Here is a 25,837-nt window from a genome sequence, read left to right as displayed (position 1 = left end):
TGCGCAACCGTCTTCGCAAACGCTCCCATGGAATTGCGCGATATCGGTGCGAAATCGATACCGATCGAACTCGAAACATTCGGCGGGCCCGCGCCGGGTGCGGCGCGGGCCCTTTCCTGGTTCCCTTCAGGTCGGCGGCCGGGCGCTAACGGCCGAGGTTGCTGAAGCGGCGCACGCCGAGCGGGAGGAACACCGCGGTGATGACGAGCGGCCACGCGATCGCGGCGAGGAGGGCGTGCTGCTCGGGCCAGGCCGTCCCGGCGGCGACGGGGTTGCCGAAGAGCTCGCGGATGGCGGTCGCGGTGGCGGACACGGGGTTCCAGGCAGCGATGGCGCCGAGCCAGCCGGGCATGAGCTCGGGCGGGGTGAACACGGAGGAGACCATGCCGAAGGGGAAGGCGAGGGCGAAGAGGGTCCCGGCCTGCTCGACGTTCTTGACGAGGAGGCCGAGCCAGACGCCGATCCAGATGAGCGCGAAGCGCAGCCACAGCAGGAGCGCGAACGCGCCGAGCGTCTCCCACATCGTTCCCCCTGAGCGCCAGCCGATGGCGAGGGCGATGAGGCTGAGCACGAGCAGGTCGACGGCGGCCTGCACGGTGTCGGCGATGTTGCGGCCCACCACGACCGCGGAGGAGGCCATGGGCATGGACCTGACGCGGTCGATGAAGCCCTTCTCCTTGGCGTAGGCGACGGCGGTGGCGGTGTTCATGAACCCGAAGGCCATGGTCATGGCGAACATGCCGGGCATGGCGTAGGCGACGTAGTCGACGCCGGCGCCCTGGCCGGTGACGTCCATGGCGGACCCGAAGACGTACACGAACAGCAGGACCATGACGATCGGGAAGCCGAGGGCCCACGCGAAGTTCGCGGGCTGGCGCAGCACGTGGGTGAACTCCTGGCCGACGATGGCGCGGTAGTCGTGGAGCGTCCACTTGATCCGCCCGGCGAGGGTCTCGCCGGGGAGTGGTGCGGTCGAGGTGGTCACTGGTTCTCCTTGTCGCCGAGAAGAGAGAGGAAGGCCTCGTCGAGGGTGGGGCGGCGCAGGCCGATGTCGGCGACGGTGATCGCCCGCTCCTGCACGGCGGTGGCGGCGGCGGTGAGGGCCGCGACGGGGTCTTTGACGGCGGCGGAGACGCCCGAGGCGCCGACGGCGACGTCCCCGTCGGCGACCTGCTCGGCGATGGCTTGCAGCGCAGGCAGGTCGGCGGGGTCGGTGGCGGCGATCTCCAGGCGGTCGGCGCCCATGCGCCGCTTGAGCCCGGCGGGGGTGTCGTCGACGAGGTTGCGGCCGTGGTCGATGACGGCGATGCGGTCGCAGAGGCGGTCGGCCTCGTCGAGGTAGTGGGTGGTGAGGACGACGGTGGTGCCGTCGGCGGCGAGGCCGGAGACGGCGTCCCAGACCTCGCGGCGCCCGCCGGGGTCGAGGCCCGTCGTCGGCTCGTCGAGGAAGAGGACCTGCGGGGCGAGGATCATGCTCGCGGCGAGGTCGAGGCGGCGCTTCATGCCGCCGGAGAAGTGCTTGGCCTGCCGGTCGGCGGCTTCGCCGAGCCCGAACTGGTCGAGCAGCTGCCCGGCGCGCTCGCGGGCGCGGGTCTTGTTGAGCCGGAACAGCTTCCCGAAGAGGACGAGGTTCTGGCGGGCGGTGAGGAGGTCGTCGACGGCGGTCTGCTGGCCGGTGAGGCCGATGCGGCGGCGCACCTGGCGGGCGTCCTTCGCGACGTCGAACCCGGCGACGGCCGCGCGCCCGGTGTCGAAGCGCAGCAGGGTGGTGAGGATGCGGACGGTGGTGGTCTTCCCGGCGCCGTTGGGGCCGAGGAGGCCGAGGACGGTGCCGGACTCGGCGGCGAGGTCGAAGCCGTCGAGCGCGGCCGTGTCCTTGAATCGTTTGCCGAGGCCCGATGCCTCGACGGTCGTGGTGGTCATTGCCTGGTCTCCCTGAATCGGGTACGTTGTACCCAGTAATAGCATACGCTGTACCCGGTTAGCAAGCGCGATATCATGAGGCCCCTATGGCGACACCACAGACGGGGGCGGGCGACCCCACACGAAGCCTGGAGCTGCTCTGGCGCGACCTGAGCCCTGCGCAGAGCAAGCCCGGGCCCAAGCCGCGGCTCACGGTGGACCGGATCGTGGAGGCCGCGATCGCGGTCGCCGACCGCGAGGGCTCGTGCTTCGGGATGCGCAGCGTCTCGGCCGAGCTGGGCGTGGGCGCCATGACGATCTACCGGTACGTCCCTGGCAAGCGGGAGCTCATCGACCTCATGGTGGACCGGGTGGGGCGCAACGACGGCGACGAGTCGCTCCTGGAGGGCCTGGACTGGCGGGCCCGGCTGGAGCTGCTCGCGGAGGGCACGTGGGAGGTGTACGACGCGCACCCGTGGCTCTTGGAGATCAACCAGCGGCGGCCGGTGTTCGGCCCGGACTCGATGGCGGGCTACGACTTCGCGATCAGCGCGTTCGAGGGCCACGACCTGCCCGACCGGGAGGTCAACCTCGTCATCACCTCGATCATGAACCTCGTCACCGGCACGGCCCGCCAGTACCTGATGCGCGACAGCGCGGAAGAGGCGCCGCTCGCCGACGAGCGCGAGTGGTGGGCGATCCAGGAGCCGTACCTCAAGCGCGCCTTCGAGTCCGGCAGGTTCCGGCACGTCCAGCGGTTCTCCGACGAGTCCGCGTGGGACGCGACGGCCCACCAGGCGATGCGCTACGCCCTGGAGCGGTTCCTCGACGGCCTGGCGCCCCGCATGGAGGCGGTGCGCCGCAAGGGCTCAGAGGCTTAGGTCCAGCGGAAGTACCACGCCTTCGACCGGATCATGTGCTCGGCGAGGTCCTCCAGGGTGGGCACGCCGGAGTCGAGGAGGTCGGGGCAGTACGCGTAGGCCTCCCCGGCGACGGCGATGGCCTCCTCGGGCGCGGGCGGGCGGGGCACGTACAGCTCGATCACGTCGTAGGTCATGGCGACGAGCTCGGCCTCGAAGCGGCGGTTCCAGCTGCGCAGGACCGCTGCGTGCTCGGCGCCGTACAGCTCCCAGTTCGTGGAGCCCTTCCACGGGAACATGGCGGGGATCTTCCAGCCCGCGTCGGTGCGCACGAGGCCGAGCAGGCCCTCCGACTGCGGCGTGGCGAAGTCGGAGTCGCCGCGGCGGGGCAGGATCGGGACGCCGCGGGCGGGCTCCCCGGCCTCGGCGCCCTTCTCGTGGAGCAGTTCGGCGGCGTCGATCTCGTCGGCGCGGGCGAGCTCGTCGTCGCCTTCGTGGACGATCGCCTCGCCGTTGTCGCGCCATTCGCCGGGCGCGCCGAGGAGCACGGGCATCCACCCGGTCTGCTCGGCGGACTGGCGGATGTCGAGCCACCAGCGCAGGGCCTCGGAGGCACGGACCCCGAACGCCCACATGGCGGTGTCGCCGCGGCGCACGAGCTGGTGCATCTTGGGGACGGCGAGCCCGGCGGCGCGCAGGTCGGCGCGCGGGGACCCGGCGATGTCGAGGTCCTCGGAGTCGATGCGCGGCATCATCTCGTCGCGGCCGGTGCCCTGCCGGGGCGGCTCGGGCTTGTCCAGTGTGAGCAGTTCGCGGCGGGGCCGTTCGGGCACGAAGATCTCATCGGAGGAGTCGGGCGCGGGGGCCGCGTGCGGCTCCGCGGCGTCGGTCACGGGCTCGGGATCGGGTTCGGGCGCGAGGTCGGGCACGAGCCGGAGTGCGGTCACGGGCGTTGCGGCGGTGATGCTGTCCTCCTCCTGGGCGGCCGGGGAGGGGTCCGGGCCGGTCTCGGGGGCGGCATCGCCGAGCGCGCCGGAGGACGCGCCGGGCTCGGGCGCGCTCTCGGGCTCGGAGGCAGGTTCGGGTTGGGCGGCGGGATCTGGCACTGAATCAGGTGTGTCCCGGCGCCCCAACAGACGCTGGAGGAGTCCCACAATGAACCATGATGCCCTGTCTCCGCCGGAAGCGCCACGCCCACCCCCGAAGAGGGGCAGGCGAATCGGCCGAGCAGGGCTCGCGTCAGCGGTCCCGGCCCTTCTTGAACAGCAGCCCGAAGAAGAACGCGCAGGTCAGGATCACGACCATGGTCGCGAGGAGTTTGAACATGATGGCCATGGCGGTCACTTCACCTTGGTGAGGTCGGGGCGTTTGGGGGTGACGGCGTCCCCTGAGGACTTGCCGGTGAGGCGGCGCTTGACCCAGGGGGCCAGGTGCCTGCCGGCCCACTGGACGCCGTTCATCTCGCGGCGGGGCCGCGGGAGGTCGGGGAGGGGGTCGAGCCATGCCGGGTCCGGCTCGATGCCCAGGGCCTGGCACACGTCGGCGGCGACGCGGCGGTGGCCGAGGGTGTTCATGTGGAGGCGGTCGACGGCCCACAGGCGCGGGTCGTCGAACGCGCGGTCCTCCCACAGGTCGACCAGGACGGCGTCGTGCCGCTTCGCGACTTTGCGGTAGGCCTCGTTCATGTCGGTGAAGCGCTTGCGGAGCATGCGCATCCCGGGGATGTGGGGGGTGACGTCGGCGCAGGTGAAGAGGACGACCTGGGCGCCGGAGGCCTTGAGGAGCCGGACGACCTCGTGCGCGCGGGTCGCGAGGGGCACGTGGTTGTAGCCGGGGCGGAGGGCGTCGTTGGCGCCGGCCGCGAACGACACGAGGTCGGGGCGCTGCCGGATCGCGGGGACGACCTGCTCGTCGACGATGCGGTCGAAGAGCCTGCCGCGGACGGCGAGGTTCGCGTAGGCGAACCCGGGCCACTCCTCGGCGGCCCGTTCTGCGAAGAGGTCGGCCCAGCCGCGGTCGCGGCCGCCTCGGGGGTCCGGATCGCCGACCCCTTCGGTGAAACTGTCGCCGATGGCCACGAAACTCGTATACGCCGCCGCCACTGCCCGCCACCTCCATGTTCGCCGTGCGCCGGGTCTCGCACCCCGCGCTGCTCTCTCAAGAACGCTGCCTTGTGGGCGCTGACCAGCATGCCTCACCTAGATAACGATCGGATTTCGATCAGGTGGCGAGGTCGGGCACAGCGGTCGATACGACGCAGGAGGCCGCGCCGCTCACGGAGCGTTCCCGTTCGGCCGCTTGGGGTTCAGGCGGTGTACCACCCGGCGGCGCCGGGCTCGATCCACCAGGTGCGCTTGCGGCCGAGCTGCCCGGCGAGGCCGTCCTGGATGTAGGTGACGGTGTCGGCGGGGTGGACGGCGACGGCGCGTCCCTTCGCACGGCGCACCTCGATGCGCAGGCGCTTGCGGAAGCGCCCGGCCATGACGGGGACGGCGACCGCGACGTCGATCTTCCCGTCGGCGGGGTCGGGTTCGGCGAGGACCATGTCGTCGGCGGCGGCGTACCCGTCGGCGTTGGCGACGACGCACGCGAGGATCTGCTCGGAGCCGTCGGCGAGGACCACGTCGTCGAGGTTGACGACGCCCCGCCAGGGCCGGTCGCCGCCGCCGAGGCGCACGCCGTCGACGGCGACGCCGCCGCCGTCGTGGCGCATGAGGTCGGTGCGCTTCACGGTGCCGGAGACCACGGCCTCGGCGACGTCGGCGGGCTTCTCGGGCAGGCCGAGGCGCACGACGATCCCGGGGACCGTGCCGAGCGGCAGGACCGCGAGCGCGGGCAGGTCGGGGATGGTGCGGCCGTCGGGGAGGCCCTCGGGGCGCTTGGAGGGCGCGGGCATCGCGAGGCGGGTGAGCCGGGCGACGACGGCGTTGACCTGCTCGTCGGTGTCGGCGGCGAGGACGATCCGCTCGTCGGGGTCCTCGACGACGGCGTCGATCTCCTCGGGGGTGCGGGCCTCGACGGTGCGCACGGCGGCCCCGCGGGCCTTCAGCTCGTCGGCCAGGTGCAGCGCCTGGGTGCGCGGCCCGGGGTTGGAGCAGTCGGACTCCACGAGTGTCAACACGACGACGTTCACCCGGCCGACTCTACGGTGTGACGGGGACCCGCTTCATAGTGCTCGGGCCTGCTGTTACCCCAGATAAACGAATGCCAGTAGGCTTACCAAGTAATCGGGTGATCAACTTCCCGGGAGGATGTGGGCAGATGCCGGCGATCGCGGTCGTAGGAACGCAGTGGGGCGACGAAGGCAAGGGCAAGGTCACCGACCTGCTCGGCGCCGAGATGGACTACGTCGTCCGCTACCAGGGCGGCAACAACGCCGGACACACGGTGGTGACCCCCGACGGCACGAAGTACGCCATCCACCTGGTCCCGGTCGGCATCCTCACCCCCGGCGTCGTCCCGGTCATCGGCAACGGCGTGGTCGTGGACCCGAAGTTCCTCATCTCCGAGCTCGACGAGCTGACCGCCGGCGGCGTCGACGTCTCGAACCTGAAGCTCTCCGCGGACGCGCACCTCATCATGCCGCACCACCGGGCGCTCGACCGGGTCGTCGAGCGGTACCTGGGCGGGGCGCGGATCGGCACGACCGGGCGCGGCATCGGCCCGGCGTACGCCGACAAGGTCGCGCGGCAGGGCATCCGCGTGCAGGACCTCCTGGACCCGAAGATCCTCTCGATCAAGCTGGAGCAGATCCTCCGCGAGAAGAACCAGATCCTCGTGAAGGTCTACAACCGCAAGGCGATCGACCCGCAGGCCGTGGTCGAGGAGTACCTCGGGTACGCCGAGCGCCTGAAGCCGTACATCGCCGACACGCGGCTGCTGCTCAACAAGGCCTTGGAGGCGGGCAAGAACGTCCTCCTCGAAGGCGCCCAGGCGACGATGCTCGACGTGGACCACGGCACCTACCCGTTCGTGACGTCCTCGAACCCGACGACGGGCGGCGCGTGCGTGGGCACCGGCATCGCACCGAACAAGATCACGACGTCGATCGGCATCATCAAGGCGTACACGACCCGGGTGGGCTCGGGGCCGTTCCCGACGGAGCTGTTCGACGAGTTCGGGGAGTTCCTGCTCAAGAAGGGCGGCGAGTACGGCGTCACCACGGGGCGGCGGCGCCGCTGCGGCTGGTTCGACGCGGTGCTGGGCCGGTACGCGGTGCGCGTCAACGGGATCACCGACCTGTTCGTGACGAAGCTCGACGTGCTCTCCGAGCTCGAACGCGTCCCGATCTGCGTGGCGTACGAGGTCGACGGCGAGCGGGTCGACGAGATGCCGATGACGCAGACCGGGGTCCACCACGCGAAGCCGGTGTACGAGTACCACGACGGCTGGTTCGAGGACATCTCCGCGTGCCGCAAGTTCGACGAGCTGCCCCGCAACGCCCAGACGTACATCGAGCGCCTCGAAGAGCTGTGCGGCGCACGGGTGTCCGTGGTCGGCGTCGGCCCGGGCCGCGAGGAGAACATCATCCGCCACCCCATGATCTAGCTGTTCGTCTGAAAGGGGGCGCCCGCGGGCGCCCCCTTTCGGCGTCCCCGGGACGAAGCGGGACGTCCCGGTCGCCGCGGAGGGGCCGGGCGCCGCTCAGCGCTTGGAGTTCGGCTTTCGGCGGGGCGCGGCCGACCGCGGGGGTTCTTCGCGGATGTGGTCGCGGACGCGGGCCATGGTGTCGCCGAGCCGATCGAGGTCGTCGGCGGAGACCGCTTCGTAGAGGAGGCGCCGGGTGACCTCGATGTGCCCGGGGAGGACCTTCCCCACGGTCGCTCGGCCGCGGTCGGTGATGGCGACGAGGGTGGCGCGCTCGTCGTCGGGGCTGGGACGGCGGGTGACGAGCCCGGCCTTCTCCAGCTGCGCGGCCTGGTAGGTGAGGCCGGAACGGCTGTAGACGACGCCGTCGGCGATCTGGGTCATGGTGAGCTGCTCGACCCCGTTGAGGGCCATGAGGATCTGGAACTGGACGGTGCTGATGCCGCCTTCGGCGCGGAGCTGCTGCTCGACGTGGTGCTGGAGGAGGCTCACGGCCTCGGTCAGCGCGAAGTAGGCCTCCAGCTGCCGCGGCTCGGGCAGCCGGACGCCGCCGAGGTCGATGTCGGGACCGGTCACCCCCGAATCCTACCTGCTTCGAATTCAAAGCAATGTGCCGACCATCACGCACCCCGACCCTTGTGCTTCGAATTCAAAGCAGCCTAAGCTCGAACGCAGATGCTTCGAACTCGAAGCACAATCTGAAGGAGTCGCACCATGAAAGCCATCCGCTACCACTCCTACGGCGACAGCCGCGTCCTCGCCCTCGAAGAGACCGACCGCCCCGCCGCGGGCCCCGGCCAGGTCGTCGTCAAGGTCGCCGGCACCTCGTTCAACCTCCTCGACGCGGCCATCCGCGCCGGGATCATGCAGGAGGCCATGCCGATCGACTTCCCGCACACGCCCGGCGTCGACGTCTCCGGCACCGTCGCCGAGACCGGCGAAGGCGTCACCGGCTGGAGCACCGGCGACCGCGTGATCGCCTTCCTCCCACCCACCGCGCCCGGCGCCGCCGCCGAGTACGTCGCCGTCCCGGCCGACCTCCTCGCCGCCGCCCCCGCCACGGTCCCGCTCCCCGACGCCGCGGCCCTGCCCACGGTCGGCCTCACCGCCCGCCAGGCCCTCTTCGACCACCTCGACCTCAAACCCGGCCAGCGCCTCCTCATCAACGGCGCCGGAGGCGCCGTCGGCGGCTACGCAATCCAGCTCGCCAAGCGCGCAGGAGCACACGTCACCGCGACCGCCAGCCCGCGCAGCCTCGACCGCGTCAAGACCGCGGGCGCCGACCGGATCGTCGACTACACGGCGGGCGCGGTGGCGAAGACCCTCGCCGGGGAGCACTTCGACGCGGTCCTGCAACTGGTCCGCGACACCCCCGAGGAGACCGCGGCCCTCGCCGACCTCGCCGCCGACGGCGGCGCCTTCACCAGCACCACCATCCCGGGGCCGCAGACCGCCCGGATCAGGGTCGAGCACGTCTACGTGGCGAACGACCCCGCCCGCCTCGCCGACCTGGTCGCCCTCGTCGACGCCGGCGAACTCCGCATCGACGTCGCCGAGCGCCTCCCGCTCGCCGACCTCCCCTCCGTCCACGACCGCGCCGTCGAAGGGAGGCTCCTCGGCAAGACGGTCCTCACACCGTGACCGCAGGCCCGCCTGGGTGCGCTTAGATTGCCGGGTGGCAACCGTTGAAGGACCGTCGGGTCAGGACGCACCGGCCCCGGAACGACCGGCCCGGGACACCCCGGACCGGCCGGCACCGGCACCCGGTGACGACCTCGGACTCGAAGCGGCCACGGCCGAATTCACCGCAGTGAGGCCGCGACTGTTCGGGATCGCCTACCGGATGCTCGGCAGCGCAAGCGAAGCCGAGGACCTCGTCCAGGAAGTATGGCTGCGCTGGCAGGCGTACGACCGGGCGTCGGTGGCCGAACCCGGGGCGTTCCTGGCGACGATCGCGACCCGGCTGTCGATCAACGTGCTGCAGTCGGCGCGGGTGCGCCGCGAGACCTACATCGGTCCGTGGCTTCCCGAGCCGGTCGACACCGCGGCCGACCCGCACCTGGGCGCGGAGCGGGGCGAGGCCCTGGAGTACGCGACGCTGCTGCTGATGGAGCGGCTGTCGCCCAACGAACGGGCCACGTACGTGCTCCGCGAGGCGTTCGACTACCCGTACGGGCAGATCGCTGAGGTCCTCGGCACGACCCCGGCGGCGGCCCGCCAACTGGCGAGCCGGGCCCGGCGCCACATCGCCGACGGCCGGCGCTCCCGACCGGCGCCCCACGGGCAGCGCGAGCTCCTGGAGGCGTTCATGACGGCGGCCCGCTCCGGCGACATGCAGGGCCTGGAACGGCTCTTCGCAGCCGACGTCGTGAACATCTCCGACGGCAACGGCGCCGTCAAGGTGGCCCGCAAACCACTCGTCGGCGCCACCCGCGTGGCGAAGTTCCTCAACGCCATCACCTGGCTCTGGGACGACGTCACGATCGAATGGAAGGACCTCGGCGGCCGGACCTGGGCGGTCCTGCACCAGAACGGCGGCGTCTACGCGGCCCTCACCATCGACGCGAACACCACCGGCATCGACCAGGTCCTATGGCTGGTAGCCCCCGAAAAACTAGGCGCCTTCCAGCCCTGACACGCGATCCGGCGGCGGATCGGCAGCAGGGCGATGCCCGTGGCCTCCGTGCGGGCCAGCGATGCCTCGATGATCCCCCGCGTCTCCGCGAGGGTCGGCGTCCCGTCGCCGCGCTCCGCGTGGAGGTCGCGGAGCCAGGCCGCGTCGTCCTCGATCCACGGCCGCATGACCAGCCGGTCGGTCGTGAGATGGCATTCCATGGGCGCAAAGGTGGTCATGCCGCAACTATGCCCCTCCGCGCGCCGGGCCCCGGGCGGCGCAGCCGCCCGGGGCCCGGCGGCCCGGCGCGCTAGCGCGCCAGCCACTCCCGGTAGGTGGTGGTCGACAGGACGGCGTCGTCTCCGGCGATGAGGGCGTCGCCCTTCACCGCCGCGAACATGCCGGCCGTGTCGTCGACGACCACGGTCCGCTTGTCGCCCTTCGCTTCGAGCGTGATCCGACCGAGCTCGTCGAGCGTGAACACCTCGGGCCCGGCGACATTGCGCGTCCCGCCCAGCGGCGCCCCGGCCGCGACGTCCGCGACCGCCCGCGCGATGTCCGCCGAGGCGATCGGCTGCACGCGCGTCGCGGGCAGCCGCACCGTGTGCTCGTCCGAAGTCCACGACAGGACCGCGTCCATGAACTCGAAGAACTGCGTCGACCGCACGATCGAGTAAGGCACCGGCCCGGCCTTCAGCACGTCCTCCTGGAGCGTCTTCGCCCGGTAGTAGTCCAGCTCCGGCACCTGGTCGACCCCGACGATCGACAGGATCACCGCGTGCCCGACCCCCGCGTCGCGCGCCCCGGCGAGCAGGTTATCCATGCTCGTCTGGAAGAACGCGGGCGACTGCTCGTCGAACGTCGGCGAGTTCGTCAGGTTGACGACCGCCCCCGCCCCCGCGAGCGCCTCCGCGATCCCCGCGCCGCTAAGCAGGTCCACGCCCGTGGACGGCGAGTGCGGCACCGCCTCGTGCCCGCCCTCGTTCAGGATCCTGACGACCTGCGATCCGATGAGCCCGGTACCGCCGATGACAGCGATCTTCATTGCACACCTCCGGTTCCGCGGGACGGCCCCTGCCGCCCCGTCGACAGCTCAGACAAGACGCGCCCCGGATCTGTGACATCCTCCCGCGCCCGCCCGCTGAAAACTCCCGTTCCGGCCCCGCCCGCCGCTTGATAGCGTTTGCGCCATGAGCGAGCCGACCGCCTTCCCGCTGCGACTGCCGGACATGCCCCTGCACGACCCGTACGTCGTCGCCGACGCCGCGACCGGCCTGTACCACCTCTTCACCTCGAACCTCGACCGCTCGGGCACCCCCGGCACCGGCACCATGGCCTACCGCTCGCGCAACCTCCGCGACTGGGCCGAACCCGTCCCGGTCTTCCTCGTCGCCGACGAGGAGCAGCCGTGGGCGCGCCACGGCGCCTGGGCGCCCGAAGTCCACCGCTGGAACGGCCGCTGGTACCTGTTCACCACGCTCCACAACGCCGACGCGCCCCTGCCGGTCCCGCAGCCCGGCGAGTACGGCACGCCGTTCCCCGTCGCGAACTACCGCCGCTCCACGATCGTCGCCGCCGCCGACGACCTCACCGGCCCCTACCGGATGCTGCGCCCCGGCGAGCCGATCCTCCCCGCCGAGCTCATGACCCTCGACGGGACGCTCTACACGGACGACGCCGGGAAACCGTGGATGGTGTACGCCAACGAATGGCTCCAGCGCATCGACGGCACCATCGAGGCGTTCCCCCTCACCGACACCCTCGACGCGGTCGCGGGCGACCCCGTCGTCCTCTTCCGCGGCTCCGACGCCTCCTGGCTCACCCGCGAACTCCCCGCCGGCGTCCCCCACCAGATCGCGCCCTACGTCACCGACGGCCCGCAGCTCTACCGCGCCCCCGGCGGCGCCCTCGTCTGCCTGTGGTCCACGTACGAGAAGAACCGCCTCACCGCGGGCGGCATCGACGGCGACTACGTCCAGACCTGGGCCGTCTCCCCCTCCGGTCGCCTCGAAGGCCCTTGGGAGCAGCGCGAACCGCTCGTGCGCGCCGACTCCGGCCACGGCATGCTCTTCACCGCCTTCGACGGCACCCTTATGCTCATCCTCCACCGCCCCTTCACGAACGCCCGCGGCAAGCTATACGAGATGGCATGGGACGGCGACGAACTCACGATCGTCCGCCACCGCACCGACCTCGACGGCGACCAGTAGGCCCCCGACACGGGCCGCACGAAGCGACGCGCACCCCGCACCCGGCCGCGCAGAGCCCCTGCACGCGTGGCCGACCGGAGTAATCTGCGTACATCGACGCTTCCCGTGGAGGGCCACCCCATGCCTGAAGGCCGCACCGACGAACTCCTTTCCTGGGCAAAGGAACAGCTCAAAGTCGTCCGTGACGGCCCGGTACGCCGTGTCGCCCCTGAGCACCCGGCGGTTCAGACGGCGATCGGAACGGTGCTTCGCGAGGCCCTCGCCGAGGCCACCGCCATCCTCCTTCCGGGCGACCCCGAACGGCAGCGACTGACCTCAGATCTCCTCCTCGCCGGCGCCTCTGACAAGTGGCCGCTCCTCGACAACACGCACCCCGCCGACCTCCTCTTCCGCATCACCGACTGGGACAACCTGCTCAAGGCCGTCGACGCCCGCCCCACCGCCGTCCGCCTTGCGGAGCCCGCACTCGCTTTGGTTGGCGCCATAATCTTGGAGCGGCTACGGCAGGCCGATGAGACGCGCTCGGTCGGATCAATTTGGAAGTACTTCGTCGAGGACACCGACATCGGGGTATCGATGCAGCCCGCACGGGGGCCCGCGGGTGGCACCGAGCACAACGAAGCCCGATTCCAGCTGGACAACCCCCAGGCGCACAACCTGATCCAGGGCCAGACCGTGCAGGTCCACATGTCGCCGCCGAGCAATCCAGCAGCTCCTGCGGCCCCGCTTCGCCCCCACAACTTCAAGCGCGGGCCCCTGCTCCTCGGCAGGATCCCCCAGCTCGCGGCGGCCCGGCTAAAGCACGCCGCGGACTACGCCCTCACCCAGATCCTCGGCGACGGCCCGGACGCCAAAGTCTGCCTAGTGGTCTCAGGTCTGGCAGGGACGGGCAAGACGCAGATCGCGGCGGCGTACGCGCGGGACCGCTGGGATTCCGGTGCGCTGCAACTGATGGTGTGGGTGACGGCCGACAGCCGGGCCGCGATCACGGCGGCATTCGCCGAGGCCGCCGCCCGTGTCTGCGGCTCCACCACCACCGACCCCGACCGCGCCGCCGCCGAGTTCCTCGACTGGCTCGACCGGCCCACCGGGCCCCGCTGGCTGATCGTCCTCGACGGCGTCGCCGAACCGCAGCACCTGGTGGGCCTGTGGCCCCCGGAGTCCGCCCACGGCCGCACGGTCGTCACGAGCCGGATCCGCTCCGCCTCATGGCGCGGCGCCCGCCGCGCGGCCGTCAACATCAGTTCGTTCACCCTGGAGGAGGCCGCGGCGTTCTTCCGGGAGCAGTTTGGCGAGCACTCGAACCGGAACGAGGGCGCGGTAGCGCTCGCCGACCATCTCGGCGGGCTCCCGCTCGCGCTGGCACAGGCCGCCGCCTTCATCCACAACCATCCGGACATGACCTGCGAGGACTACTTCCGGATGCTCCTCGAAGGGACCATCGGCCTCGAAGACCTGTGCCCCGGCATCGCGCTCGACGGATACCCGGCCTCGGTGGCCGCGACCTTGCGCCAGTCAATCGACCTTGCCGAACAGCACCGACCGAAAGGGCTGTGCCAGGGTCTGCTCGGCATGCTGAGCCTGCTCTCCCCTGACGGCGTGCCGGTCGAGCTGCTGCGCTCCGGGCCGGTCCTCGAAGCGCTCAACGCCGAGATCGTGCGGTCCGGCGACCAGACCGGCGCGCCTCTGACGGCCTGGGCGGTGAACGCGGCGATCGGGCGCCTCCACCAGCTGAGCCTGGTCGACTCCGAAGGCGGCTTCGTCAGCGTCCACCCGCTGGTGCAGACTCTGGTGCGCAACGGAATCCCAGCCGAGACGCGGGACGGGTATGCGCGTCCGCTCGCAGACGCGCTCCTCGCGCTGTGGCCCGAGAACGATCCTGATCTCGAAGCGAGGCTGCGGGACAGCGCTTCACAGCTCTACACGCGGACCGGCTCGGCGCTGATCGATGGCGGCGCGCATGATCTCCCCTTCCGTCTGGGCAGGAGGCTCGGCGAGAACGGCCTGTTCATGGAAGCGGTCGAGGTGTTCACGTGGATCGAACGCGATTGCACTCGTGTACTCGGTTTCGAGCATCCGGACGCCCTGGAGGCCCGGGAAAGGCGCGCCTGGTGGGAAGGTGAGATGGGCGACCGGTCAGGAGCCGTTGCCGCCCTGGAGGAGTTGCTCCTCGACCTCATTCGGATCCTCGGCCCTGATGTCGAGCTGACATTGAGGGCCCGTGACGACCTCGCCTGGCTCCGCGGCGTCGTCGGCGAACCTGCCGAGGCCGTGGAGGCATACGAAGAGCTTGTACCGGACTGGATCCGGGCGATGGGACCCGACCACAGTCGCACGCTTGACGCGCGCGGGTTTCTGGCGCACTGGCGCCAGAAAGCGGGCGACCCCGCCGCCGCGGCCGCCGATTATGCATCGCTGCTGCCCGACCAGGAACGGGTGTTCGGAGCCAACAACCTCGTTGCGCTCCAATATCGCTCCAGTCTCGGTCGCTGCCTCGGGGAGGCAGGGGACTCGGCGGCGGCAGAGGAGCTTTTCGCGGATCTGATCGTGCAGGCGGCGGAGCAGCTCGGTCCCGACGATCCGCAAACCCTCGATGCGCGGCTCAAACACGCCCACTGGCTGTCGAAATGCGGGGATGATGCGGCATCGCTCGTTGAGTACGAATCCTTGCTGCCCGACATGGTGCGGGTGCTCGGGGCGCTCGCGCCCGACACCCTGATCACGCGCAACAACCTGGCGTCTGTCCGAGAGACCGTGACGGGCGACAGGGCCGCGGCCGCTGCCGAGTTCGCCGACCTGCTCCGGGATGCGGAGCAGGCCCTCGGCCCGGACAACCCCGACACCAAGATGGTGCGCGAGAATCTCGCCCTCTTCCAGGATTAGCGGGGGCCGCGCGCCGACAGCAGGAGACCGGAGAACTCGGCGGCGGGGAGGTCGAACACCGGGGAGCCCTCGCCGAGCTTGTCGCCTTTCGAGTGACGATCGGCCTCGGCGGGGCATGTCGGGGCTGCCTCATCGACTCGGCGTGTCGCGACATCCTTTGCGATGACACCGGGTTGGCACGCACGCAGGGGTATCGTTCGACCACATCAGGCCGCTATAGTGCGGATTGGATGCTGTTAGCGCCGATTCGCCCCTTAGGAGCGGCTATGAGGACAATGACGACCTGCATGGCGGCGGCGGTGCTGCTGCTCGCCGGATCCGCTTGCAGCCCGGAGGAGTCCGAGGAGGGCGACGGGTCGATCACCTTCTGGACGCCGTACACGACGCCGGAGCGGATCGCAGCGCAGCAGCCCGTGATCGACGCGTTCACCGAGGAGACCGGGATCGACGTCGAGATGGTGCCCCTCGAACCCGACCAGATGGGGCAGACGCTCGTCACCGGCGCGGCCTCGGGCGAAGTGCCGGACGTCATCGCGCACAACCCGTCGAGCACGGCCGCGTGGGCCGCGCAGGGGCTGCTCGACGACGAGGCGCCGCAGGAGGTCGTCGACGAGTTGGGCGCCGACACGTTCTCGCAGGCCGCGCTCGACATGGTCACCGTCGGCGGGGCGCTGAACGCGGTGCCGTCGGACGGGTGGGGGCACATGATCGCGTTCCGCACCGACCTGTTCGCCGACGCCGGGCTGGAGCCGCCCGAGTCGGTCGCCGACCTCGTGGCCGCCGCGGAGGCACTCCAGTCGGACGGCTTGGCGGGCATCGCGATCGGCACGACCCCCGGCGACGTGTACACGCAGGAGGGCATCGAGTCGATGCTCCTGCCGTTCGGGTGCCAGCTCGCGGAGGACGGTGAGGTCGCGATCGACTCGCCCGAATGCGTGGAGGGCCTCGCGAACTACCAGCGGCTCGCGGCGGCGGCCGGGCCCGCGCAGATGGACGTGGAGGCCGCGCGGGCGGCGTACCTGTCGGGGTCGGCGGCGATGGTGCTGTTCTCCTCGCACTTCGTGGACGAGGCGGCCGGGCTCGACGTCGACAACCCGGTGACGTGCGCCGAGTGCGCGGAGGACCCGCGGTTCCTCGCCGAGCACACCGCGTACCTGACGACGTTCACCGGCAACGGGTCCGAGACCCCGGCCGTGTACGGGCAGACCACGAACTACGGGATCCCGGCGGGCGCGAACACCGCCGATGCGAAGGCGTTCATCGAGTACATGCTCACCGACGGGTACGTGGAGAACCTCGCCTCGGCGACGGAGGGCCGCATCCCGGTCCGCCCCGGCCCCGAGGCCGGGTCCACTGAGTACCTGGACGCGTGGGCGGAGCTGCCGTTCGGGAACGACCAGACGCAGGAGGTGTCGATCGCGCAGGTCTACGGGCCCGAGCTGGTCGACCGGATGGCCGCGGGCGCCGAGGAGTTCACGCGTTGGGGCTGGGGCACCGACGACGCCGAACTGGCCGGGATCGTGTTCTCCCAGACGATCCTCGCCACCGAGGCCGAAGCCCTCTTCGAAGGCGGCGACCCCGCCGAGGTCGCCGCCGCAATGGCGGCCGCGGTCGAGGCGGCGCAGCAGGACCTGGGCTGATGGCATCGCCCGACTCGACTGGCGACCCGCCGCGTTCGAACACCGGCTCCGATCCGGTGTCGGACCCCGGTGTCACCATTGAAACCGGGGGGCCTTCCCCAGCGCCGGGCCGGGCCGCCAGCGCGCCCGAAAACCACTCGCCGCCAAGCCCGCGTTCGAACACCGGCGCCCGATCGGTGTCGGACCCCCGTGGCAGGGTGGATACCGGGGGCCCGCCGACACGCAATAGCGCCTTCGGCGTCCCCGAAAAACGGCGCCGCAGGCCGCTCACGATGTCGCGGCGCGAGGACCGCGACGGGCGGCTCCTCGTCGCTCCCACGATGCTCGTGGTGCTCGCGTTCGCGGTGCTGCCGTTCCTCGCGGTCGTGCTGTTCGCGTTCCTCGACGTGCGCCTGGTCGACATCCCGCGCCTGTACCTCGACGAGCTCGACTTCACCGGCGAGAACCTCGCGGGCGTCTGGGCCTCGCCGCGGTTCTGGTCCGCCGCAACCACAACGGTGGTGTACGCCGCCGCGTCGTCGGCCGGGGCGATCGTCGTCGGCCTCGTCGTCGCGCTCGCGCTCCGCCGCCCCTTCCGGGGCCGCGGGCTGATCCGCGCGCTCGTGCTCGTCCCCTACATCCTCCCCGTGGTCGCGGCGACCACGATCTGGAAGACGCTCCTCAACCCCGGGTACGGCCTGGTCAACGCCGTCGGCACTGAATGGCTCGGCTGGGCCGGGCCGGTCGCGTTCCTCACCACGACCAGCCGCGACGTCGGCCCGTTCACCGTGCCCGTCGCCCTGTGCACCGTGATCGCGTTCGAGGTGTGGAAGACCGCGCCGCTCGCGTTCCTGTTCATTACCGCGCGCCTCCAGGTGATCCCCGGCGACATCGAGGAGGCCGCGCAGATCGACGGCGCCGGGAAGACCCGGATCTTCCGCCACCTGCTCCTCCCCGAGCTCGCCGGGGTCATGGCGCTGCTGGCGGTCCTGCGGTTCCTGTGGTCGTTCCAGAACTTCAACGACATCTACCTGCTCACCGGCGGCGCCGGGGGCACCGAGGTCCTCGCCGTGCGCGTCTACACCGAGCTCGTGGTGCGCGTGAACATCGGCACGGCTTCGGCGACGGGCCTGCTCATGACCGGGATGCTCCTGGTCGTCGTCGCCGTGTACGCGTGGATGCTGAAGCGGGGGAAGGCATGAGGAGCGCAGAGGACCGCGTGCTCGGCGTGCTGCGCTGGGCCGTCATCGCCGTGGCGGTGGTCATGACGGCGGGACCGCTGCTGTACGGCGTGCTCCTGTCGGTGCGGCCGTACCAGTCCGTGGTGTCCGAGCCGCTCGACCTCCTCCCCGCGCCGAGCGAGTTCACTGTGGACTCGTATCCGACGGCGATGGGCGAGTTCGGGCTCGGCGGGAACATGTGGAACTCGCTCCAGGTCGCGCTCGTCACGGCGGGCCTGGCGATCGTGCTGAGCATCCTCGGCGCGTACGCGGCGGTGCGGCTGCGGTTCTTCGGGCGCGACGCGGTGAACGTCGTGTTCCTGGGCGTGTACCTGCTCCCGGGGATCGTGCTCGCCGTGCCGCTGTTCGTGCTGCTCAGCCGGATCGGGCTCACCGGAAGCCTGGTCGGCCTCGTGTTCGTGTACACGGCGCAGACGGTCCCGGTGGCGCTGTACATGCTCCGCACCTACCTCGCCGCCGTGCCGTCCTCTGTGGAGGAAGCGGCGATGATCGACGGGTGCGGGCGGATCGGGGTGATCCGGCGGGTGGTCCTGCCGATGGCGCTCCCGGGCGTCGCGGCCACGGTTCTGTACGTGTTCATGATCGCCTGGAACGAGTACCTGTTCGCGCTGCTGTTCCTCGTCGCCGACCGGGACCGGTGGACGGTGTCGCTCGGCATCGCGCAGCTCACCGAGTTCTCGGTGCCCACGACGGTGCTCATGGCGGGCTCGATCGCGATCACCGTCCCGGTGGTCGCCGGATTCTTCCTGGCGCAGCGGCTCCTGGTGACGGGGCTGACGTCGGGGGCGGAGAAGGGGTGAGGGGCATGGCGGTCCGGTTGGGGATCATGGGGGCCGGGGCGAGGGGCTCGGACACATACGGGCGGTGGGCGATCGAGCGGCCCGGCCGGGCGCGGGTGGCGGCCGTCGCCGACCCGGACGTGCACCGGCGGGACCGGCTCGGGGACGCCGCGGGCGTCGACCCCGGGCGGCGGTACGCGGACTGGCGCGGCCTCGTCGCCGACGCCGACGCGAACGGCCTGGACGCGATCGTGATCGCCCTCCCCGACCGGCTCCACGTCGAAGCGGCTCTCGCGGCGGCGGGCACGGGGCTGCCGATCCTGCTGGAGAAGCCCGCCGCGACCACCGAGGACGACCTCGACCGGATCGCGGCGGCGGCACGGGAGCGCAAGGCGCGCATATGGATCGGGCACGTCATGCGCTACCAGCCGTTCTGGCGGACGATCCGCCGCGTCGTCGACTCCGGCGCGGTCGGCCGCCTCGTGACGATCCGCGTCGAGGAGAACATCGGGTTCTGGCATTACGCGCACTCGTACGTGCGCGGGAACTGGCGGAACCTCGCCGCGTCGAGCCCGATGGTCCTCGCGAAGACCTGCCACGACCTCGACATCATCCGCTGGTTCGCGGGCGAAGCGCCGTCCACTGTGTCCTCGATTGGGTCGCTCTCGTACTTCAAGGCCGAGAACGCCCCCGAAGGCGCGCCCGGGCACTGCCTCGACGGGTGCCCGGCCGCCGAGTCCTGCCCGTTCTACGCCCCCAGGTACTACGCGGAGGCGCTCGCCGACCGGGACGGCTGGCCCGTGGCGCTCCTCGGCGACGACCTGTCCCCGGAGGGCCGCCTCGCGGCCCTGCGCGACGGGCCGTACGGGCGCTGCGTCTTCCACTGCGACAACGACGTCGTCGACCACCAGCAGACCGTCGCCGAGTTCCCCGGCGGCCTCACCGCCGTCCTGTCGACCTCGGCGTTCACCGGCCAGAACACCCGGACCGTGCGCCTCACCGGGACCGCGGGCGAGATCGCCGGGAACCTGCGCACCGGGTCCCTCGAAGTCGACCTGTTCTCCCCGACCGCCGCCCTCCCCGAGCTGCCCGAGGCCCGGCCGGTGCAGGCGTTCACGCGGGAGCCCATGGGGCACAGGGTGTTCGAGCTGCACGCCGGGCCCGTGACCGCCACGGGGGAGCCGGACCACCGCGGGCACTCCGGGGGCGACGAGGCGCTCATCGACGCGTTCATCACCTCCCTTGAGGACGGCGACGGCGGCGACGCCGCACCCGACCTGGAGGCGTCGATCGACAGCCACCGCATGGCGTTCGCCGCCGAGCGCTCCCGGCACGGCGCCGCCGTCGTCCACTGGGGTCGGTCGTGACCTGGTGGCGGGGCGCGGCCGTCTACCAGGTGTACCCGCGCAGCTTCGCCGACGCGGACGGCGACGGCGTCGGGGACCTCGCCGGGATCGAGTCGCGCCTGCCGTACCTGCGCGACCTCGGCGTCGACGCGCTGTGGATCAGCCCCTGGTACGACTCGCCCATGGCCGACGGCGGCTACGACGTCGCCGACTACCGGGCGATCGACCCGCGCTTCGGGACCCTCTGGGACGCCGAGCGGCTCATCGCCGCCGCGCACGCCCACGGCCTCAAGGTCATCATCGACATCGTCCCCAACCACACCTCCGACCGCCACCCGTGGTTCCAGGCGGCCCTCGCCGCCGCCCCCGGCTCGCCTGAGCGGGCCCGCTACCACTTCCGCGACGCCCCCAACAACTGGCGGTCCCGCTTCGGCGGCCCCGCCTGGACGCGCGTCGACGACGGCCAGTACTACCTGCACCTGTTCGACACCGCGCAGCCGGACCTCAACTGGGACAACGCGGACGTGCGCGCGGAGTTCGTCTCGATCCTGCGGTTCTGGCTCGACCGCGGCGTCGACGGCTTCCGCATCGACGTCGCCGACCGCCTCGCCAAGCAGGCGGGCCTGCCCGACCGCGTCGCCCCGACCCGCGCCGCGCCCGACGCCAGCGTCCCCGGGGTCGGTGCCTCCAAGCCCGGTGTCCCCGAGGCGACCGTCCCCACCTTCGCAGGTGAAGGGCCGCAACCGGACAAGGACCAACCCGAAGTCCACGACGTCTACCGCGAGTGGCGGCGCGTCCTCGACGAGTACCCCGACCGGGCGTTCGTCGGCGAGATCTGGGTCCCCGACCCCGAGCGGTTCGCCATGTACCTGCGGCCCGACGAGCTCCACACCGCGTTCAACTTCGCGTTCCTCAAGTGCGCGTGGGAGGCTCGGGCACTTCGCGGCGTCATCGACCGCACCCTCGCCGCGCACGCGCCCGTCGGCGCCGCCCCGACCTGGGTGCTCTCCAACCACGACGTCACCCGCCACGCCACCAGGTACGGGCGCGCGGACACCCGCTTCACGAAGCGCGTGCACGACGTCCCGAGCGACCCGGAGCTGGGGCTGCGGCGGGCCCGCGCCGCGGCGCTGCTGTCGATGGCGCTGCCCGGCAGCGTGTACATCTACCAGGGCGACGAACTCGGCCTCCCCGAAGTGTTCGACCTGCCCGACGGGTCCCGGGAGGACCCCGTGTTCCGGCGCACCGGCGGCGCGGACCTCGGCCGCGACGGCTGCCGCGTGCCCCTCCCCTGGGGCGGCGACGCCCCGCCGTTCGAGTTCGGCGACGGCGGCGCCTGGCTCCCCCAGCCCCCGGAGTGGCGCGACCGCACCGCCGCCCGCCAGCTCGCCGACCCCGCCTCCATGCTGTCTCTGTACCGCCTCGCCCTGCGCCTGCGCCGCGACGACCCCGCCCTCGGCGACGGCCCCATGCAATGGCTCGACGCCCCCGACGGCGTCCTCGCCTTCACCCGCGGCCCCCGCTTCACCTGCACCGTCAACCTCACCGACCGCCCGATCCCGCTCCCCGCAGGCAAACCCCTCATCGCCAGCGCCCCGCTCGAACCCGCCCCGGACAGCGGCGGCGCCCCCGCCCTCCCGCCGGACGCGGCGGCCTGGCTCCGCACCTGACCCGCCGCGCCCTGTCATACCCCTCGGGCACCCTTGGTACCGGGGGCCCACCGGCCGCGACGCCATTTGCGATGCCCGCGAACCGCCCCCGTTCCCCGCTCCGCGGCGCGCGCCCGACCGATGTCGTACCCGCCGGGCACCATAGGCACCGGGGGCCCAGCGGGTCCGTCGGCGTCTGTGTGCCCGCGAACCGCCCCGCCCGTTCGGCCGCGGCGCGGCTCGGCTCAGCTCGGCTGCGCTGGTGGGATTCGACGGCGCTGGTTAGAGTTGCGGCGGACCGGAGTGGCGCAGGCGGGTCGGAGGTGAGGCGTGGGCAGGAGCTCGGAATGGGTCGTCGTCGAGCGCAGTTCGCCCACCCGCCGGATCTCGTCGCTGGCGCTGTACGCCGCCGCGTGCGCGGCGGGCATCGGCGCGCTCGTCGGGCTGGTGCGCACCGAGCCGTCGATCCTCGACTCCGGGGAGCCGAACCCCGTCGCGGCGCTCCCCGGCTTCTTCACCGTGATGGCGCTCCTCGGCGCCGCGTGCTTCCTCGTGCCGCTCGTGCGGCCCCCGAAGCTCATGGTCAACCACTTCGGGCTGCGGGTGCGGCCGAGCTTCGGGAAGGCGCTGCTCATCCCGTGGAGCAACGTCGAGGAGCTGGCCGCGATCCACGTCGGGTCGAAGCGGCGCGGCACCTCGTACCTCCTGTTCGCCGCCGACGTGTACCTGGGCCGCGGCGGCTCGGACCGGCCCGGGTTCCTCGGCCGGTCGGTGCTGCGGGAGGCGAACCGGGCCACTGAAGGGCTCGTCGCCGGGTTCGACCTGGCCGTGCGGTGCAAGGACTTCGCGCCCGAGCCGCAGCAGCTCCTCGCGCGGCTCGCGTCGTTCGCGCCCGGGCACGTGCAGGTCGTCGACCGCCTCTGAGACACGCCGCCCCCGGGCCCGCGCGGGGTGTTCGCCGCCGGCGAAACCCCGTCGGCGCCACCGGAACCGGCCGGGAGTGGCCCGTCCCACCAGCCGTGATGCGAGGCTTGCCCCAAATGCCGGTCCCTGCCTCGCGCGGCCGATCCGTACACTGGAGGCGACCCGACCGCTCCGGCCACCCGAGCAGGCCGTGAACCGGCTCGGCCGCGCGGTCGCCTCACCCGACCGGCGTGCCGGTCCGTCAGCATCGGAGGTACCCGTGGCGTCGATCCCGGACGAGGGCCTGCGCGCGACCCTGGCCACCATGGCGCCCGGCACCGCGCTGCGCGACGGCCTCGAACGCATCCTCCGCGGCCGCACCGGCGCGCTCATCGTCGTCGGCTGCGACGCCATCGTCGAGCGGATCTGCACCGGCGGCTTCGAGATCGACATCGAGTTCTCCGCGACCCGCCTGCGCGAGCTGTGCAAGATGGACGGCGCGGTGGTCCTCACCACCGACGGGTCCCGGATCGTGCGCGCGGGCGTCCACCTCATGCCCGACCCGTCGATCCACTCCAACGAGTCGGGGACGCGGCACCGCACCGCCGAGCGCGTCGCCATCCAGACCGGGTTCCCGGTGATCTCCGTCAGCCAGTCGATGCACACGATCGGCCTGTACATGGGCGACATCCACCACCTGGTGGAGCCGTCGACGCAGATCCTCTCCCGCGCCAACCAGGCGCTCGCCACCCTGGAGCGGTACAAGCAGCGCCTCGACGAGGTCGCCGCGAGCCTCTCCAGCCTGGAGATCGAGGACCTCGTGACGGTGCGCGACGCCGTCACCGTCCTCCAGCGCCTGGAGATGGCGCGCCACATCGCCGACGAGGTCGAGGGGCACGTGATCGAGCTGGGCACGGACGGGCGGCTGCTCGCCCTCCAGCTCGACGAGCTCATGGCCGGAGTGGACGCCGACAGGGAGCTGGTCGTGCGCGACTACCTGCCCGCCGACGTCGACTACCGCAAGGCCCTGCACGCGGTCGACCAGATGAGCTCCCCGGAGCTGCTCGACCTCATCGCGGTCGCCCGGTCGCTGGGCTATCCGAACTCGCCCGACGTGCTCGACCGGCGGGTGTCGCCGCGCGGGTACCGGATGCTCGCGAAGGTCCCGCGGCTGCCGGAGGCGGTCATCGAGCGGGTCGTGGACCGGTTCGGGGCGCTCCCCGAGCTGCTCGGGGTCACGGTGGAGGAGCTCCAGGACGTCGACGGGGTCGGTCCCGGTCGGGCGCAGTCCATCCGCGAGTCGCTGACGCGGCTCGCGGAGGTGTCGATCCTCGACCGGTACCTGTAGCAGGGACGGGCCCTAGGTGAGGCGGAGCTTCGCGGGGGACGAGGCGGCGTCGCCGAGGACGGCGCGCAGCTCGTAGTCGCCTGCGGGGAGTTCGCGGCGGGCGCCGCGGCAGCCCTCTTCGGAGGCGAGGCCGTCGACGGTGAACTCGACGGTCTGGCCCGCGCCGTCGCTCAGCTCGACCTCTTCGCCTTTGGGTGTCTCGCAGTGCGCGGTCGAGTAGACGACGTCGGACCCGGCGGCGAGCTCCACGGCGACCTCGCGGAGGTCGACGGTGCAGGGCGTGTCGGCGCCGGAGGCGACGAGGACGCTCACGGGCACTTCGGCGCCGGACCGGACCTCGTCGAACGCGGCGACGACCTGGAGCATGAGGTCCTCGGCGGTGCACGCCTCGACGGGCGGCACGGACGGGGACGGCGACGCGCTCGGCGAGGGGGCCTCGGACGACGGCTCGGGAATGTAGGGCCGCTGGGCGCTCCCGGAGGGCTGCGGGGCGGTCCACTCCTGCTGGGCCGCATCGGCTTCGCCGCTCGCGTCGGGCTCACCGCCGCCGCCGAGCGCGCTCAGGCCCACGATGGCGAGGACGACGAGGACGAGCACGACCCCGGCCACGATCCCCCGCCGCTTCCAGTAGACCGACTCCGGCTCCGAGCCCTTCACGAACCTGCCTTTGAATCCCTGCACGCCGGGACGCTAACGCAGCCCGACCCCACGAGAGCGGAATTACACGCGCCCCCGGCCCCCGCGGTCCGGCGATTGTCGGACCCCATGTCAGGGTTTTGAACCGGGGGCCCGCAAGACCGCCTCCTCAGGCTCCGCCCCTGCCCGGAAACTCCCGGCCGCACCCGGATGTCGGACCCTCGTGTCAGGGTTTTGAACCGGGGGCCCGCGATCCGCCGGTGCCCGGCTCTGCGGGTGCCCGCCGGGCGGCGCCGCGCCCCGACCCGCCTCGCCCGTTGTCGGACCCCGCGCCGACAATGGGGGGATGCGTGCCGCGAGCGAGACCCCGACCGAACCGGCCCTGCCCTCCCCCGAGCTGCTCGCCGAGCGGCTGCTGCCGTGGTTCGACGCCAACAACCGCACCGAGCTGCCGTGGCGCCGCCCCGGCACCACCGCGTGGGGCGTGCTCGTCTCCGAGGTGATGAGCCAGCAGACGCAGGTCGCGCGCGTCGCGCCCGTGTGGGAGGCGTGGATGGAGCGGTGGCCGACGCCCGCCGACCTCGCCGCCGCCCCGACCGCCGACGTGCTGCGCGAGTGGGGCCGCATGGGCTACCCGCGGCGGGCCCTGCGCCTCCAGGAGTGCGCGCGCGCCATCGCCGAGGACCACGGCGGGACCGTCCCCGCCGACCCCGCCGAGCTCGAAAAGCTCCCCGGCATCGGCAACTACACCGCTGCCGCGGTCGCCGTGTTCCACTACGGGGGCCGCCACGCCGTCGTCGACACGAACGTGCGCCGCGTCGTCGCCCGCCTCGGCGGCCGCGCCGACGCCGGGACGGCCACCACCCGCGCCGACCTCGCCGCGACCGCGTCGCTCCTGCCCGAGGACGCCCCCACCGCGGCCCGGGTCTCCTTGGCGCTCATGGAACTCGGGGCGCTCGTGTGCACCGCTCGCAAGACCGAGTGCGCCGCCTGCCCGCTCAGCGACGCGTGCGGGTTCTCCGGCCAGGAGGTCCCGGCCGGGCCCAGCCGCAAGCGCCAGCGCTACAAGGGCACGAACCGGCACGTGCGCGGCGAGGTCATGGCGCTGCTGCGGGACGCCGACGGGCCCGTCGAGCGGGCCCGGATCGACGCGGTCTGGCACGATGTGCGCATGGTCAACGAGGCCGTGGCGCAGCTGATCGAGGACGGCCTGATCGGCACCGACGAGGCGGGGCGATTCGAACTCCCGAGTCGGTGACA

At 72.0% G+C, this 25,837-nt stretch carries 23 protein-coding genes; 14 read left to right on the top strand and 9 right to left on the bottom strand.

Features of this window, described 5'->3' with window-relative positions:
• Positions 1–145 precede the first annotated feature (145 nt).
• Both WA640_RS18505 and WA640_RS18500 read right to left on the bottom strand, forming a co-directional pair.
• The gene (locus tag WA640_RS18505) at positions 146–985 is read right to left on the bottom strand and encodes an ABC transporter permease (protein ID WP_106362649.1); all 840 of its coding nucleotides are present in this window, start codon (positions 983–985) and stop codon (positions 146–148) included.
• Positions 982–1,923, bottom strand: coding sequence for an ATP-binding cassette domain-containing protein (locus WA640_RS18500; protein WP_335989507.1), 942 nt, complete (start codon positions 1,921–1,923; stop codon positions 982–984). Before WA640_RS18500 ends, WA640_RS18505 begins: the two co-directional genes overlap by 4 nt.
• Positions 1,924–2,009: 86 nt before the next feature.
• On the opposite strand from WA640_RS18500, the gene WA640_RS18495 reads away from it, so the two are divergent.
• Positions 2,010–2,783, top strand: coding sequence for a TetR/AcrR family transcriptional regulator C-terminal domain-containing protein (locus WA640_RS18495; protein ID WP_335989505.1), 774 nt, complete (start codon positions 2,010–2,012; stop codon positions 2,781–2,783).
• On the opposite strand, the gene WA640_RS18490 is transcribed toward WA640_RS18495, so the two are convergent.
• The 3 genes from WA640_RS18490 to WA640_RS18480 form a co-directional block, all read right to left on the bottom strand.
• Entirely contained in the window at positions 2,780–3,868 is a 1,089-nt protein-coding gene (locus tag WA640_RS18490) for a DUF4253 domain-containing protein (protein ID WP_335989504.1), read from the bottom strand. The two genes, WA640_RS18495 and WA640_RS18490, sit on opposite strands and share 4 nt — an antisense overlap.
• A gap of 234 nt (positions 3,869–4,102) precedes the next feature.
• Positions 4,103–4,840 carry an SGNH/GDSL hydrolase family protein gene (locus WA640_RS18485; protein WP_106362653.1) on the bottom strand — a complete coding sequence of 246 codons (738 nt, stop codon included), beginning with the start codon at positions 4,838–4,840 and terminating at the stop codon, positions 4,103–4,105.
• Positions 4,841–5,067: 227 nt separating this feature from the next.
• Positions 5,068–5,895 carry a diacylglycerol kinase family protein gene (locus tag WA640_RS18480; protein WP_335989502.1) on the bottom strand — a complete coding sequence of 276 codons (828 nt, stop codon included), beginning with the start codon at positions 5,893–5,895 and terminating at the stop codon, positions 5,068–5,070.
• 128 nt (positions 5,896–6,023) lie between these two features.
• On the opposite strand from WA640_RS18480, the gene WA640_RS18475 reads away from it, so the two are divergent.
• A complete protein-coding gene (locus WA640_RS18475; protein ID WP_106362655.1) occupies positions 6,024–7,310 on the top strand; it encodes an adenylosuccinate synthase in 1,287 nt (428 codons plus the stop codon).
• Positions 7,311–7,406: 96 nt separating this feature from the next.
• Here the strand turns inward: WA640_RS18475 and WA640_RS18470 are convergent, their stop codons facing one another.
• Positions 7,407–7,925 (bottom strand): MarR family winged helix-turn-helix transcriptional regulator, encoded by a 519-nt coding sequence (locus tag WA640_RS18470; RefSeq protein ID WP_335989499.1) that lies wholly within the window; start codon positions 7,923–7,925, stop codon positions 7,407–7,409.
• Positions 7,926–8,063: 138 nt separating this feature from the next.
• Here WA640_RS18470 and WA640_RS18465 point away from each other — a divergent pair, with 138 nt between their 5' ends.
• Both WA640_RS18465 and WA640_RS18460 read left to right on the top strand, forming a co-directional pair.
• On the top strand, positions 8,064–8,990 hold the full coding sequence (locus WA640_RS18465; protein WP_335989498.1) for an NADP-dependent oxidoreductase: 927 nt from the start codon (positions 8,064–8,066) through the stop codon (positions 8,988–8,990).
• Positions 8,991–9,024: 34 nt separating this feature from the next.
• Entirely contained in the window at positions 9,025–9,984 is a 960-nt protein-coding gene (locus WA640_RS18460) for an RNA polymerase sigma-70 factor (RefSeq protein WP_442904776.1), read from the top strand.
• On the opposite strand, the gene WA640_RS18455 is transcribed toward WA640_RS18460, so the two are convergent.
• Both WA640_RS18455 and WA640_RS18450 read right to left on the bottom strand, forming a co-directional pair.
• Positions 9,891–10,202, bottom strand: coding sequence for a hypothetical protein (locus WA640_RS18455; RefSeq protein ID WP_335989493.1), 312 nt, complete (start codon positions 10,200–10,202; stop codon positions 9,891–9,893). The genes WA640_RS18460 and WA640_RS18455 overlap by 94 nt on opposite strands.
• 71 nt (positions 10,203–10,273) lie before the next feature.
• The gene (locus tag WA640_RS18450) at positions 10,274–11,008 is read right to left on the bottom strand and encodes an SDR family oxidoreductase (protein WP_335989491.1); all 735 of its coding nucleotides are present in this window, start codon (positions 11,006–11,008) and stop codon (positions 10,274–10,276) included.
• Positions 11,009–11,153: 145 nt separating this feature from the next.
• Here WA640_RS18450 and WA640_RS18445 point away from each other — a divergent pair, with 145 nt between their 5' ends.
• From WA640_RS18445 to disA, 9 genes are all read left to right on the top strand, one after another.
• The gene (locus WA640_RS18445; RefSeq protein ID WP_335989490.1) at positions 11,154–12,173 is read left to right on the top strand and encodes a glycoside hydrolase family 43 protein; all 1,020 of its coding nucleotides are present in this window, start codon (positions 11,154–11,156) and stop codon (positions 12,171–12,173) included.
• Positions 12,174–12,293: 120 nt separating this feature from the next.
• Positions 12,294–15,056: an NB-ARC domain-containing protein gene (locus WA640_RS18440; protein WP_335989489.1), complete on the top strand. Its 2,763-nt coding sequence runs from the start codon at positions 12,294–12,296 to the stop codon at positions 15,054–15,056.
• Positions 15,057–15,322: 266 nt separating this feature from the next.
• Entirely contained in the window at positions 15,323–16,696 is a 1,374-nt protein-coding gene (locus WA640_RS18435) for an ABC transporter substrate-binding protein (RefSeq protein WP_335989488.1), read from the top strand.
• Between the two features lie 272 nt (positions 16,697–16,968).
• A complete protein-coding gene (locus tag WA640_RS18430) occupies positions 16,969–17,877 on the top strand; it encodes a carbohydrate ABC transporter permease (protein WP_335989486.1) in 909 nt (302 codons plus the stop codon).
• Positions 17,874–18,716 carry a carbohydrate ABC transporter permease gene (locus WA640_RS18425; RefSeq protein ID WP_335989484.1) on the top strand — a complete coding sequence of 281 codons (843 nt, stop codon included), beginning with the start codon at positions 17,874–17,876 and terminating at the stop codon, positions 18,714–18,716. Before WA640_RS18430 ends, WA640_RS18425 begins: the two co-directional genes overlap by 4 nt.
• A gap of 5 nt (positions 18,717–18,721) precedes the next feature.
• Entirely contained in the window at positions 18,722–20,062 is a 1,341-nt protein-coding gene (locus tag WA640_RS18420) for a Gfo/Idh/MocA family protein (protein WP_335989483.1), read from the top strand.
• A complete protein-coding gene (locus WA640_RS18415) occupies positions 20,059–21,711 on the top strand; it encodes a glycoside hydrolase family 13 protein (RefSeq protein ID WP_335989481.1) in 1,653 nt (550 codons plus the stop codon). The genes WA640_RS18420 and WA640_RS18415 overlap by 4 nt, the downstream gene beginning before the upstream one ends.
• A gap of 309 nt (positions 21,712–22,020) precedes the next feature.
• Positions 22,021–22,614 (top strand): hypothetical protein, encoded by a 594-nt coding sequence (locus WA640_RS18410; RefSeq protein WP_335989479.1) that lies wholly within the window; start codon positions 22,021–22,023, stop codon positions 22,612–22,614.
• A gap of 259 nt (positions 22,615–22,873) precedes the next feature.
• A complete protein-coding gene (disA, locus tag WA640_RS18405) occupies positions 22,874–23,941 on the top strand; it encodes a DNA integrity scanning diadenylate cyclase DisA (RefSeq protein WP_335989477.1) in 1,068 nt (355 codons plus the stop codon).
• A gap of 12 nt (positions 23,942–23,953) precedes the next feature.
• Here the strand turns inward: disA and WA640_RS18400 are convergent, their stop codons facing one another.
• Positions 23,954–24,622, bottom strand: a complete 669-nt coding sequence (locus WA640_RS18400; RefSeq protein WP_335989475.1) for a hypothetical protein — start codon at positions 24,620–24,622, stop codon at positions 23,954–23,956.
• Between the two features lie 301 nt (positions 24,623–24,923).
• On the opposite strand from WA640_RS18400, the gene WA640_RS18395 reads away from it, so the two are divergent.
• The gene (locus WA640_RS18395; RefSeq protein WP_335989474.1) at positions 24,924–25,835 is read left to right on the top strand and encodes an A/G-specific adenine glycosylase; all 912 of its coding nucleotides are present in this window, start codon (positions 24,924–24,926) and stop codon (positions 25,833–25,835) included.
• Positions 25,836–25,837 lie beyond the last annotated feature (2 nt).

Source organism: Glycomyces sp. MUSA5-2 (genome assembly GCF_037034145.1).
Taxonomy (GTDB): domain Bacteria; phylum Actinomycetota; class Actinomycetes; order Mycobacteriales; family Micromonosporaceae; genus Glycomyces; species Glycomyces artemisiae.
This window is presented reverse-complemented; position numbering and strand designations above follow the sequence as displayed.

Excerpts from the sequence above, each read along its gene's own strand:
- WA640_RS18500 (WP_335989507.1), bottom strand. The coding sequence starts at position 1,923 with ATGACCACCACGACCGTCGAGGCATCGGGCCTCGGCAAACGATTCAAG.
- WA640_RS18495 (WP_335989505.1), top strand. The coding sequence starts at position 2,010 with ATGGCGACACCACAGACGGGGGCGGGCGACCCCACACGAAGCCTGGAG.
- WA640_RS18475 (WP_106362655.1), top strand. The coding sequence starts at position 6,024 with ATGCCGGCGATCGCGGTCGTAGGAACGCAGTGGGGCGACGAAGGCAAG.
- WA640_RS18465 (WP_335989498.1), top strand. The coding sequence starts at position 8,064 with ATGAAAGCCATCCGCTACCACTCCTACGGCGACAGCCGCGTCCTCGCC.
- WA640_RS18455 (WP_335989493.1), bottom strand. The coding sequence starts at position 10,202 with ATGACCACCTTTGCGCCCATGGAATGCCATCTCACGACCGACCGGCTG.
- WA640_RS18450 (WP_335989491.1), bottom strand. The coding sequence starts at position 11,008 with ATGAAGATCGCTGTCATCGGCGGTACCGGGCTCATCGGATCGCAGGTC.
- WA640_RS18445 (WP_335989490.1), top strand. The coding sequence starts at position 11,154 with ATGAGCGAGCCGACCGCCTTCCCGCTGCGACTGCCGGACATGCCCCTG.
- WA640_RS18440 (WP_335989489.1), top strand. The coding sequence starts at position 12,294 with ATGCCTGAAGGCCGCACCGACGAACTCCTTTCCTGGGCAAAGGAACAG.
- WA640_RS18435 (WP_335989488.1), top strand. The coding sequence starts at position 15,323 with ATGAGGACAATGACGACCTGCATGGCGGCGGCGGTGCTGCTGCTCGCC.
- WA640_RS18430 (WP_335989486.1), top strand. The coding sequence starts at position 16,969 with ATGTCGCGGCGCGAGGACCGCGACGGGCGGCTCCTCGTCGCTCCCACG.
- WA640_RS18425 (WP_335989484.1), top strand. The coding sequence starts at position 17,874 with ATGAGGAGCGCAGAGGACCGCGTGCTCGGCGTGCTGCGCTGGGCCGTC.
- WA640_RS18420 (WP_335989483.1), top strand. The coding sequence starts at position 18,722 with ATGGCGGTCCGGTTGGGGATCATGGGGGCCGGGGCGAGGGGCTCGGAC.
- WA640_RS18395 (WP_335989474.1), top strand. The coding sequence starts at position 24,924 with ATGCGTGCCGCGAGCGAGACCCCGACCGAACCGGCCCTGCCCTCCCCC.